The organism is Hymenobacter yonginensis, assembly GCF_027625995.1.
Lineage (GTDB): Bacteria > Bacteroidota > Bacteroidia > Cytophagales > Hymenobacteraceae > Hymenobacter > Hymenobacter yonginensis.
Genome location: NZ_CP115396.1, coordinates 2,333,208 through 2,344,915 on the forward strand (window position 1 = coordinate 2,333,208; position 11,708 = coordinate 2,344,915).

Genomic DNA, 11,708 nt, shown 5'->3' on the forward strand with positions numbered 1-11,708 from the left:
TGCAAAATCAGCGTTTACCTTTGTCCGGTGAGAAAATCCGTTAAAAACATCCCGGCGGAGCTGCTCCGCGAAGTCGAAATTACCGACATGGTGGCCGAGGGCAAGTGCCTGGTGCGCCGCGAGAATCTGGTCATCTTTGTGACGCAAGTGGCCCCCGGCGACGTGGTGGATTTGCGCGTGACCAAGGCCAAAAAGAACTTCCTGGAAGCCGTGCCCACGCACTTCCATAAGTACTCCGAGCTGCGCGTGCAGCCGTTCTGTGAGCATTTCGGCACCTGCGGCGGCTGCAAGTGGCAGCACCTGGGCTACGAAACCCAGCTGCAGTTCAAGCATCAGCAAGTGGCCGACACGTTGCAGCGCATCGGTAAAGTGGCCCTGCCCGAAATCCTGCCGATTCAGGCCTCCCCCGACCAGACCTACTACCGCAACAAGCTGGAGTATACCTTCAGCCACAACGGCTGGCTCACCAACGAGCAGATTGCCAGCGGCCACAACTACGAGCGGCGCGTGCTGGGCTTCCACACCCCCGGCCGCTTCGACAAGATTCTCGACATCAACCACTGCTGGCTGCAGCCCGACCCCAGCAACCAGATCCGGCTGGCCGTGCGCGATTACGCCCTGGAGCACGACCTGCCCTTCAACAACCTCGTGACCCAGGAGGGCTTCCTGCGCAACCTCATCATCCGGACGGCCAATACCGGCGACCTGATGGTGATTCTGCAATGCTACTACGCCCACGACGCGCTGTTTCCGCTGCTGGATTTCCTGCAAGAGCGGTTCCCGCAAATCACCTCCCTCAACTACGTGCTCAACGACAAGGGCAACGAAACCTTCCACGACCTGGAGGTGGTGTGCTACAAGGGCGAGCCGCACATTCACGAGGAAATGGAAGGCCTGCGCTTCCGCGTCGGCCCGAAATCCTTCTACCAGACCAACTCCGACGGGGCCTTCAACCTCTACAAAATCACCCGCGACTTCGCCCAGCTCACCGGCTCGGAGCTGGTCTATGACCTCTACACCGGTGCCGGCACCATCGCCAACTTCGTGGCCCGGCAGGCCAGGCACGTAGTGGGCGTGGAGTATGTGGAATCAGCGGTGAAGGACGCCTACATCAACTCCGAAATCAACGGCACCACCAACACCGAGTTCTACGCCGGCGACATGAAGGACGTGCTCAACGCCGAGTTTATCCAGAAGCACGGCCGCCCTGATGTGGTCATCACCGACCCGCCCCGCGCCGGCATGCACCCCGACGTAGTGGCCCGCCTCCTCGAAATGCGCGCCCCCCGCATCGTGTACGTTAGCTGCAACCCCGGCACCCAGGCGCGGGATTTAGAGCTACTGGACGAGGCGTATAAAGTGGTGAAGGTGCAGCCGGTGGATATGTTCCCGCACACCCACCACGTGGAGAATGTGGTGCTGCTGGAGTTGAAGTAGCATACCTGTCATCCTGAGCGCCATGCTGACCCACGAAAAACTGGATGTTTATGCGCGCTACAAAGGCAACTGGGAAAACTGGCTACGTAGCTCAGAAGGAATCCGTAGCCTGCAAGCAGGCAAGCCCAGCATATTGAGGGGTGAAGATTGGTCTTTAATCGACAGGAGCGTACAGGACTTGTACCTTATTCAAAACGGACTGGCCTCAAGTTCCTATGTACAGGAATTTGAGGCCAACTTATCGGCCCTTTGCGAGGACTCCACAGTTGTGCAAAGGCTGCGAGAACTGGTTTCTTACCGGTATGGTCTCTGGAACCAAAAAATGTCGCCAGAACAGTCTTCGCCGAAACGATTTGGTGATTGGCTATTTCGTCTGTTTGCCTAGTACCTTCAGCCTACAAAACATGAACTGTACTAACGTCCTCGAAATGAACGCTAAGTAGCGTATTGTCACTAAATGGATGATTTGAATCTGCTGGACCTAAACAATCCTCTATTTCTGGAAGAATTATTGGCTTGGATGGATGGCGGCTCAGTCACGCTCAAGCTCATTGATAGTAGTGGCAGAGCATTCAATGTAGAGTTCGGCCAGACGATGTTCCTTGAGAAGCAGCCGTATGGTAATACACCGGGGAGCTTCCTACTCAATGGGCAGGACGTACCTATCAGATCTGATAGCGAAAACACACTATTGAAGGCTTTGCGTAATATCAGTTTCAAGGCTACTCTGCCCGCAGACCAGCAAAAAGCCACTAATGACCTGATTCAGGAATCACTGGATTTCGTTGAATCCGAAGAGTATTTGCGCATAGCAACTCTCATGGGCAGATTGCCCAGTTGAAGACAGAACATATGGACTACACCAACGACCCCGAACTGAACGGCAAATACCTCGGCACCATCACCAAGGATTTTGCTACCGTTTCCGATACGCTGAGCGAGGCTTCCTCGCAGATCCGCAAGCGGGATATTTCCAAGTATCCCATTTTCGTGTTTGCCCGCCAGGAGGTGCCGCTGGGCGGCCTGCTCATCAACGCCGACGAGCTGAACCTGGAGTGGCACGTCTTCGCCAGCTACCTGGAGCTGTTCGTGCAGCAGGGCATCGTGGGCCAGGACGGCATCGAAGCCTTCCGAAACACCTACCGCGACGCTGACGAGTACTGCTGCCTGTTCGTGCTGGATGAGGAATTCACCAACTTCGTCTACATCCCCTATCCGGAAGACTGAATCGCGGATTTTGTGGATTAAGCGGATTCGTCGGATTTTGGTGACGATTCGCCTACTCTCGCTTTACTCTCTTCCACGGGTTGTTGTGCATAAAAAGAGGCTTGCCAGTTGGCAAGCCTCTTTCTTTTTCAATCGTTACCGAAATCCGACGAATCCGCTTAATCCACAAAATCCGCGATTTAGAAGTGGTTGAACCCTTGCGCCCGCAGCGGGATGGGCTGGCCGGCTTTGGTGATGAGGTTTGCGCCTTCGTTCTTGTCTACCATGTGGCCGATGATGGTGATATCGGGGTGGTTCTTGATTTTATCGTGGGCCGACAAGGGCACGGTGAAGAGCAGCTCGTAGTCCTCGCCACCGTTGAGCATGCACATAATGGGGTCGAGGTTGAACTCCTCGGCCACTTCCAGCGTGGGGTTGGCGATGGGCAGGTTCTCCGTAAACACGCGGGCCCCGGTGCCGCTGGCGGCGCACAGGTGTAGCACCTCGGAGGCCAGCCCGTCGGAAATGTCAATCATGCTGGTGGGCACCACGCCCAGGTCGCGCAGCTCGTGCACCACGTCCATGCGGGCCTCAGGGCGGAGCTGGCGCTGGAGCACGTAGGGGTATTTGCCGAGCTCAGGCTGGGTTTCGGGGTCGGCCTGCCAGGCTTGCTTTTCGCGCTCCAGCACCTGCAGGCCCAGGTAGGCCCCGCCCAGGTCGCCGGTCACGCAGAGCAGGTCGTTGGGGCCGGCCCCGCTACGGCGCACGGCTTTGCCCGTTTCGGCCAGGCCCAGGGCCGTGATGCCGATGGTCAGGCCGCTGCGGCTGCCGGTGGTGTCGCCGCCCACCAGGTCTACGTTGTAGGCCTCGCAGGCCAGCCGGATGCCTTCGTAGAGTTCCTCCACGGCTTCCACCGAAAAACGGGAAGGCACGCTCAGAGCCACTACAATCTGGGTGGGCAGGGCATTCATGGCCGCCACATCCGATACGTTTACGGCCACAGCTTTGTAGCCTAGGTGCTTGAGGGGGCAGAACGTGAGGTCGAAGTGCACGCCTTCCACCAGCAGGTCGGTGCTGATAACCACTTCCTGCCCGGCCGGGGGCGAGAGGATGGCCGCGTCGTCGCCGATGCCGAGGATGGTGCTGGGCTGCTGCAGGTGTACGGTTTCCTGAATCCGGCGAATCAACCCGAATTCGCCTACTTTATCAAGGGGAGTTACGTCGCTCATTAGAATCGCTGATTTGCGCTGATTGTGTTGATTTCGCTGATTGGCTGGCCTGTTTATCAAGTAATGCCCGGTTGCCCGGCTACTATAAGGCGCCAAGAGCAAAGGTACGACAGGAAGTCGGCGGCCCGTATTCCGGCCAGACCGCCAGCGCGTCCCTGTATGAGCTTATAAAACAACGAGGCCCACGACTTATCGTGGGCCTCGTTGTTCTTCAATGAATCTGCGCAATCAATACAGCAGCGCAAATCGGCTATTTATTTCACCATCAGCTCCTTGTAGAGCTTGGTCTGGCCGTCTTTCGAGATGAACTGCACGAAGTACAGACCGGCTTTCAGGCCCGAGATGTCCAGCGTGATTTTCTCCGTCGACAGGCCTTGCGGCTGCGCCGTGATGGACTGGCCGAGGTTGTTCATCACCACGATGGAGCCCACCTTCACGTCCTTCAGCTCCACGATAGCCGTGCCGCTGGCGGGGTTAGGATACACGCTGATGCCGTTGTTGAACTTCTCCAGCACCTTCAGCGGGCCGTAGGTACCGAACGGGCCGGTGTAGTCGTTGTGCTCGCCGAGGCGGGAGTAGCTCTGGGCAGCCGGGTCAGAAGTGCCTCCGGGAGGGAAGGCATAGCTGTACGCCTGCCACTGATCGGCAATGTTGTAGGTGGCCGAAGCCGGGTTCACGCGCGTACCGCTCGACACGGTGGCGCGGCGAATCAGCGACTGGTTGGCCGAAGCTACCAGTGGCGCCGAGGTCTGGCCGTTTACCGGTGGATCGAGGGGGTTGGTGCCGCTCCACTGGCCGGTGCCGGTGCCACCGCCCGCGGGCAGAGGCTGGAAGCCGATAACGCCAAAAATGTCAACCAGCACCGGGGTGCCGACGCCAGCCGTGCCGCTGGTCCAGCGCACGAGGCCCAGGGCGTCGTCGCCGTTGTGGTAGGCCACGCCGCCACGCACCAGCGTGTTGGGGCCAACGGTAGCAACCGGGGCGGCCGCCAGCTGGTTGGCTTTGCTCAGGATAGACGTGAGGGTGGCTTCGCCGTTGGCGTATACGAAGGCAGCAGCAGAATTAAGGGTGTTGGCCCCGGTGGTGCGCTGCAGCTTCTCTTCTTCGGTTACGGTAGCGCTGCCGTTGGAATAGCGGCGAATGGAGTAAGCATTCAGGCTAACCGACGAAGACGTGGGGTTGAAAATCTCCAGGGCGCGCTCGTTGCCGGTGGAGTTGGAAACGCCGCCGTTGTAGCTGATACCCGACTGGTGAGCACCCTCGGTGTATTCCGACAGGAACAGTTCGGTGCCCTGGCCGCGGGAAGTAGCCGCTGCCAGCAGCAGCGCCGACACTAATACGTAATGTTTTTTCATGAAGAAGGTTGGTGAGAGGTTCACTAAACTGCCATCAAAGATAGGCACTTTGCGCCGGGTTTATACGTTATCAGCGCGTAAAACGCATATTCCCTATATACCCGAACCACTTGATTATCAATTGATGGCCCTCTAAATAAACCTTGGGTTCATTGTGCGATTTCTGGCCTGCTGTGGCGCCTCCACCTGCTTTCGGTCGGTGCCGCGCCCCAGCCTACGCCACGCCCCAGCCTTGCTACCTTTGCCCCTGTGCCGGCTTTACCGGCTGCTAGGTGCTTTCTTCGCTTATCTCCCCCTGCTCTTTTGCCCTATGAAAAACACCGTTTGGCTGGCGCTGCTGCTGGCTGCCTTCACCGCGTGCAACCGCACGCCCAAAGCCGTCGATCCGGCCTCGGCCTCGGCCGCTAAAGCCCAGCTGAGTGTCCTGCGCGACTCCGTGGATGTGCGCTGGACACAGATGATGGCCAGCGACGACGCCAAGTTGGTAGCCACCGCCCAAATTCTGAACGAGCTGGAGCGCAGCCCCGGCGCCAACCAGCCGCAGCTGCAACAACTGAGCCGCGCCAACGACCGCCTCAAGGCCCTGCGCTACCAGCAGCTCACCATGCAGTCGGCTCAGATTGACCGCTACGATTCCGCCCAAGACTCGCTGCTGACGGCCCTGCGCGGCCTCGCGACGGCGCCCGGTGCCAGCACCACCGTGCAGAACACGCTCGAAACCATTGGCCAATACGATGGGCAGGTGGTCGGTTACCGCGTCCAGTACGACCGGGCGGCCAAGCAGTTCAACAACTATCTGAAGCTGCACGAGAACCAGCTCCGCAGCCAGACGGCCAGTGGCACCCTGGCGCCACTCCCCTTATTCGAGCTGCAGGAATAATCTACTGCTTCCGCGCTTGGCCGGGTCAGACAGGTGAGCTCAGCCAGCACTACAAAAAAAAGCCGGAGGCCATGCAACCAATTGCCCTGGCCGTGGCTCCTTGATCAAACCGCTGGCTGGCGCGCTTTGCGCCCGGCCATGCTGGTTGAGTTGGTTGTGGAAAAGGCGACCGGTACTTACCGGCCGCTTTTTTACAGTTTAACGGCTATGCATTAGGCTATTGCTGACAGAAGAATGGTTACCCGGCTAGCGTATTGGCAGTGGTATATCAGTTCAACTACAACGCCCCGCTTTCTCACGAAAACGGGGCGTTTTACTTTTCCGGCAACCGGGCAGGCGGCTTACAGCTTCGCCATTTCGTCGCGTACGAAGTCGGCCAGGGTGCGCAGGTACTCGGTGCTGAAGTCGAAGCGGATGCCGGCGGCGGCGTAAATCTCGCCGATGGGCGCAGTGTAACCCAGCGCCAAAGCGCGCTTGTAGGCGGCCAAACCCTGCTGCGGATTCTGGCGGAAGTTGCGCCACACGGCAATAGCTCCGAGCTGCGCCATGGCGTACTCGATGTAGTAGAAAGGCACCTCATAAAGGTGCAGCTGCTTCTGCCACAGATACGGCTTGATGCCTTCCAAGCCCTTCCAGCTCACGGTACGCTGGTTGAACTCGTCGAACACCTGCTGCCACTGCTGGTGGCGCTGCTCCTCGGTGTGCGTGGGATTTTCGTAGATCCAGTGCTGGAACTTGTCGATGGTAGCCACCCAGGGGAAGGTTTCGAGCACGCCTTCCAGATGCGTTTTCTTGGCGCGACGTAGCTCATCCGGGTCGGTGAAGAATACGTCCCAGTGGTCCATGCTCATCAGCTCCATGCTCATGGAGGCCAGCTCGGCCACTTCGGACGGCGGGTGCTTGTCGGCGCCTAGCGGCAGGTTGCGGGTCAGGAACGAATGCACGGCGTGGCCGCCTTCGTGCAGCATGGTCACCACGTCGCGCAAGGAGCTGGTGGCGTTCATGAAGATGAACGGCACGCCGGTTTCGTCGAGCGGATAGTTATAGCCGCCGGGAGCCTTGCCCTTGCGGCTTTCTAGGTCGAGGTGGCCCATCTGGCGCATGGTGCGCAGGCAGTCGCCTAGGTAGGGGTCGAGGCGCTGGAACACGTCGATAGTTTTTTCCAGCAGCTCGGCGCCCGTTTCGAAGGGCCGTAGCGGGGCTTTGCCGCTCACGTCCACGTCGAGGTCCCAGGGGCGCAACTCGGGCAGGCCCAGGTCCTGGCGGCGCTCCAGGTCGAGGTCGTCGATAAGCGGCACTACGGTTTCGCGGATGGCCCGGTGGAAGTTGAAGCAGTCCTGCGGGGTGTAGTCGAAGCGGCCCAGCGCGGCAAACATGTAGTCGCGGAAGTTGGCGAAGCCGGCGTTCAGCGCCACCTGATGGCGCAGCCCGATCAGCTCGGTAAACAGCGCGTCGAGCGGCTCCGAGTCGCGGAGGCGGCGGGCCTGAATGGCGCGGTAGGCGTCTTCGCGTACGGTGCGGTCGGTACTCTTAAGGCGGTCGGCGGCGCGGGGCAGCGTCACTTCCTCGCCGTCGAGCGTGACCGTCATGGCGCCGGCAATGGCCGCATATTGCTGCTGCTTGGTACTGATGTCGGTTTTGAGCGGAATGTTCTCGGCGCGGTAGATTTCCAGGGCCTGCCGTACCGAGCGCAGAAACACGCGGTACTTCTGCGGATCCAGCTCCGGCAGGAATTCCGAGGCCAGCATCTTCTCGTTGAGGGCGTGGTCGTAGGGCGCCACGTTGGGCTCAATCTCGCTCACGAAGTACTGAAACGCCGTGCTGCGGGCCTCGTCCTGGGTGTCGCAGGTCATGCGGATGTAGCGCCAGGCCAGGTCTTCGCTCAGCGCCGATTCCAGCTCCGAGCGGTCGAGCAGCCAGCGCTCCAGCTCCGCGCCGGAGTGGATGGTCCGGTCGCGCAACTCCACAAAAAAGGGTTCCAGCGCCGCCCAATCCGTCACCGAGTAGTCTTCGGGCAGGTAGTGGCGGGGCGGACGCTGGGTATCAGTAGCCGAGGCAGTCGGCAATTCAGAGGAAGTAGACATAGAAGCTCGGATACGGGGGAAATGGGCGGCGGGGGGGTGGTACCCCGACTTTTTCCAGTCGGGGCATCCCTATTGTTGCGGATGACTGCAACGAAGGCCGTTCAACGATAGTGGTACCACGAGGCCCTGCGGGCAACTCGTGGCACCACGCCGGTGACTAGGGACACTAGTCGATTTCGATAACCACGTCGCGGGTGAGCGGGTGCGCCACGCACACCAGCACGTAGCCCTGCTTCATCTCCGAGTCCGACAGGCCCTCGCGCTCATCGAGGTGGACTTTGCCCGAGAGGCACTTGCCGCGGCAGGCCGTGCACAGGCCGGCCTGGCACGAATACGGCAGGTCGATATCCAGGTCGAGGGCGGCTTCCAGAATCGTCTGGCTGGGCTTCACCTCAAACTGGTACTCGGTGCCTTCGTAGTTCACGGTCACGTTGCGGGTCATGATCTGGCCGTCGTCGTCGGCGTCCGATACGTCGCCGTGGCCGCCGGGCTGGGCGGCGGCGGTTTCCTGCGTGTCGGCCGCGGCCACGAAACTCTCGCGCCGGATCTGGGCCTGGGGCACGCCCAGCAGTTCCAGCGCCGATTTAGCTTCGGCCATCATGCCGTCGGGGCCGCAGAGGTAGTAGTCGGCCTGGGCGGGCGGGGCCTGGTGGCGCTGCTCCAGAATGCGCAGCAGCATGGTGCGGTTGAGGCGGCCGGTGTGCTGGTGGGCAGCTACCGGGCCGGTGGGCTGGCTATACACGTGCTCCACCTGCAGGCGGCCGCCGCTCTGGGCTTCCAGCTGGCGCAGCTGCTCCCCGAATATCACCGAGGCCTCATTGCGGTTGCCGTACACCAGCAGCACCTGGCTGCGGGGCTCATCACGCAGTACGGCCTTCAGCATGCTCATGAGCGGCGTGATGCCCGAGCCGGCTCCCACCAGCACCAGCGAGCGGGCCGCGGCGGGGTTGGGCGTGAGCGTGAAGTTGCCGAGCGGGGCCATGGCCTCCAGCTGCTGGCCCACGCGCACCGTCTCAAGCAGGTAGTTGCTGACGAGGCCGCCCGTTACGCGCTTCACCGTCACGGACAGGCGCGGCGCCTCGCTGGGCGTGCTGCTGAGCGAGTAGGCGCGGCGCTCCTTTTTGCCGCCCGGCCCGCAGGGCAGAATCAGGGTCAGGAACTGGCCGGGGGCGCTGGCAATGGGCTGGCGGCCGGGGGCTTCGAGGTGAATGGTAACGGCGTCGTTGGTTTCCTGGGTGAGCTCAACAACGGTAAGCGTGAGGTACGGACTGCTCATTAGAGACTTAGGGGCTTGGGGACTTGGGGACTTGGGAACTTGACCGGGAGCCTGCGCAAGTTGGCGGTAGCCGCGTGCAGACGTGGAATAAGGGCTGCAAAGTACGGGATTCTATAGCGGATGCTTTAGCTTGCGGCCCCACTGCCCGGCGTATAAAATATTGCCTTGCGGCTATGCCGTATGACCGGCCGGCCTTGCCCCACGGCTGTATGCCGGGGCACCTGGGTAACTCCTTTCATTTTCATCTTGTTCAGAAGTATGCTTGCTGATCTGCTCGAACGCCACCAACACGAATTCCACCCCGTTCTGCCCGTCGACCTGAATGCTGCCGACGTAGCCCGCCTCGACTTCACCGCCAACAACCCCGTGGTACGCGACGCCGACCTGCGCGATACGGCCGCCTTCGAGACGCTGGTAACGCAACTGCTGGCCGACCAGAACGCGCATATCGGCGTAGGCGGCTACCTCGAAAACCGCGTCATCTACCGCCGCAGCCCCGGCCTGTTCGGCGACCCGGCCGTGCCTGCCCGCTCCCTGCACCTGGGCGTGGACGTGTGGCTGCGCGCCGGCACGCCCGTGCTGGCCCCGCTGGATGCCACCGTGCACAGCGTGCAGGACAACGACAACTTCGGCGACTACGGCCCCACCGTCATCCTGCAGCACACCCTCGAAGACACCACGTTCTACACCCTCTACGGCCATCTAAGCCGCCGCGAAACCGCGCTGCTGCGCCCCGGCATGGCCATCGAAAAAGGCCAGACGTTCACCGAAGTCGGCCCCGCGCCCGAGAACGGCGACTGGCCGCCGCACCTGCACTTCCAGGTGATAGCCGACCTGCAGGGCCGTTCCGGCGACTTCCCCGGCGTGGCCTTGCCCGAGGAGCGCGAGCAGTGGGCCGCCCTGTGCCCCAACCCGAACCTGATTCTGCAGAGCCGCTGGTTGTAAGCTATATTCAAACAAAGAGGCCCCGCAGCGCTGCTGCGGGGCCTCTTTGTTTAGTCGAACTTGATGGCCGTAACAGGCTTGATGCGGGAGATGAGGTAAGTGGGAATCAGCACGGCCAGCAGGGAGGTGGCAAACACGGCGGCGTTGAGGATGACGATGATTTTAGGGTCCCAGAAAATCGGCACCCGGTCCATGTAGTAGTTCTCGGGGTCGAGCGGGATGAGGTGGGTGTAGTACTGCAGGGCACAGAAGCCCAGCCCCACCAGGTTGCCATAAAGCATGCCGCGCAGCGTGAGGCTCAAACCCCGGAAGAAGAACATGCTCCGGATCTGGCGGTCGGTGGCGCCCACGGCCTTCAGCACCCCAATCATGTTGGTGCGCTCCAGAATCATGATGAAGATGGTGGCCACCATGTTGAACGTGGCCACAAAGATGATCAGGATCAGGAAGATAATGACGTTGCGGTTGAGCAGCTGCAGCCAGTCGAAGAGCTGCGCGTACTGGTCCGTGATTTTGTCCAGCTTGAGGTCGTAGCGCAGGTTTTCGTAGAGGTTTTCCGCTACCGGGTCGAGACGGTTGAAGTCCTTGAGCACCACTTCCACGCCACCTACCAGGGAGTCGGGCCAAGCGTTCAGCTCCCGAATCTGGCGGATGTCGCCGATGACGTACACCTCGTCGAACTCGTCGAGGCCGGTCTGGTAGATGCCCTTCACGGTGAACTTGCGCACCCGCGGCGGGTTTTGGATGAAGTAGAACAAGGCATCGTCGCCGACCTTGAGGCGCAGCTTGTCGGCCACCTTGCGCGAAAGCAGAATGTCGTTAGAAGCCGTTGAGTCGGGGAAGGTCAGGAACTTGCCCGACTGCAGGTTTTCGCGCATCGGCGATTTGCCGTCTTCCTCCGAAATGCCTTTCAGCACCACGCCCAGCACCTCATCCTTGGTTTTGATGATGGCCGTTTTGCGGGCGAAGGGCTGAATGGTCTGCACCTGCGGGAAGCGGTGCAGGTCTTGCACCAGACGGGGCCCGCCGATGGGCTCTACTTCCAGCGAGTTGTTGGTGTCGTACTTACTGATCTGCAGGTGCGCGCCAAAGGAAAAGATCTTACTTTGGATTTCGTTGCGAAATCCTTCGAGGATAGCAAAAGACACAATCATCACCGCAACGCCAAGGGCAATGCTGATGATGGCTATCTTTGTCACCGACGAGGTAAAAGACCCCGAGTCGGCTCCGTCAATCTTGTGGGATATGTACCGCGAGACGTTCACTGCCGTAAAGCTACGCGTCTACGGTCAGTTT

General features: G+C 60.5%; 11 protein-coding genes. 6 read left to right on the forward strand and 5 right to left on the reverse strand.

From position 1 onward, the window contains the following. Nucleotides 1-27: 27 nt before the first annotated feature. From rlmD to O9Z63_RS10125, 4 genes are all read left to right on the forward strand, one after another. Nucleotides 28-1,437: a 23S rRNA (uracil(1939)-C(5))-methyltransferase RlmD gene (gene rlmD, locus O9Z63_RS10110; protein WP_333490342.1), complete on the forward strand. Its 1,410-nt coding sequence runs from the start codon at nucleotides 28-30 to the stop codon at nucleotides 1,435-1,437. 22 nt (nucleotides 1,438-1,459) lie between these two features. Further along, nucleotides 1,460-1,822 (forward strand): hypothetical protein, encoded by a 363-nt coding sequence (locus O9Z63_RS10115; protein ID WP_270129218.1) that lies wholly within the window; start codon nucleotides 1,460-1,462, stop codon nucleotides 1,820-1,822. Between the two features lie 72 nt (nucleotides 1,823-1,894). Beyond that, nucleotides 1,895-2,278: a hypothetical protein gene (locus O9Z63_RS10120; protein WP_270129219.1), complete on the forward strand. Its 384-nt coding sequence runs from the start codon at nucleotides 1,895-1,897 to the stop codon at nucleotides 2,276-2,278. A gap of 11 nt (nucleotides 2,279-2,289) precedes the next feature. Then, nucleotides 2,290-2,664, forward strand: coding sequence for a hypothetical protein (locus tag O9Z63_RS10125; protein ID WP_270129259.1), 375 nt, complete (start codon nucleotides 2,290-2,292; stop codon nucleotides 2,662-2,664). Between the two features lie 179 nt (nucleotides 2,665-2,843). Here the strand turns inward: O9Z63_RS10125 and thiL are convergent, their stop codons facing one another. Together thiL and O9Z63_RS10135 are read right to left on the reverse strand one after the other, a co-directional pair. Then, nucleotides 2,844-3,872 carry a thiamine-phosphate kinase gene (gene thiL, locus O9Z63_RS10130; protein ID WP_270129220.1) on the reverse strand — a complete coding sequence of 343 codons (1,029 nt, stop codon included), beginning with the start codon at nucleotides 3,870-3,872 and terminating at the stop codon, nucleotides 2,844-2,846. 254 nt (nucleotides 3,873-4,126) lie between these two features. Continuing rightward, on the reverse strand, nucleotides 4,127-5,227 hold the full coding sequence (locus O9Z63_RS10135; RefSeq protein WP_270129221.1) for a T9SS type A sorting domain-containing protein: 1,101 nt from the start codon (nucleotides 5,225-5,227) through the stop codon (nucleotides 4,127-4,129). A 310-nt stretch (nucleotides 5,228-5,537) separates the two neighbouring features. Between O9Z63_RS10135 and O9Z63_RS10140 the strand changes: the two genes are divergently transcribed. Further along, on the forward strand, nucleotides 5,538-6,107 hold the full coding sequence (locus O9Z63_RS10140; RefSeq protein ID WP_270129223.1) for a hypothetical protein: 570 nt from the start codon (nucleotides 5,538-5,540) through the stop codon (nucleotides 6,105-6,107). 341 nt (nucleotides 6,108-6,448) lie between these two features. Here O9Z63_RS10140 and O9Z63_RS10145 read toward each other — a convergent pair whose 3' ends face one another. Continuing rightward, on the reverse strand, nucleotides 6,449-8,191 hold the full coding sequence (locus tag O9Z63_RS10145; RefSeq protein WP_270129224.1) for a M3 family oligoendopeptidase: 1,743 nt from the start codon (nucleotides 8,189-8,191) through the stop codon (nucleotides 6,449-6,451). Between the two features lie 166 nt (nucleotides 8,192-8,357). After that, nucleotides 8,358-9,467, reverse strand: coding sequence for a ferredoxin--NADP reductase (locus O9Z63_RS10150; protein WP_270125078.1), 1,110 nt, complete (start codon nucleotides 9,465-9,467; stop codon nucleotides 8,358-8,360). A 258-nt stretch (nucleotides 9,468-9,725) separates the two neighbouring features. Between O9Z63_RS10150 and O9Z63_RS10155 the strand changes: the two genes are divergently transcribed. Then, entirely contained in the window at nucleotides 9,726-10,412 is a 687-nt protein-coding gene (locus O9Z63_RS10155) for a peptidoglycan DD-metalloendopeptidase family protein (protein WP_270125079.1), read from the forward strand. 50 nt (nucleotides 10,413-10,462) lie between these two features. On the opposite strand, the gene O9Z63_RS10160 is transcribed toward O9Z63_RS10155, so the two are convergent. After that, nucleotides 10,463-11,611: an ABC transporter permease gene (locus O9Z63_RS10160; protein ID WP_270125080.1), complete on the reverse strand. Its 1,149-nt coding sequence runs from the start codon at nucleotides 11,609-11,611 to the stop codon at nucleotides 10,463-10,465. Nucleotides 11,612-11,708 lie beyond the last annotated feature (97 nt).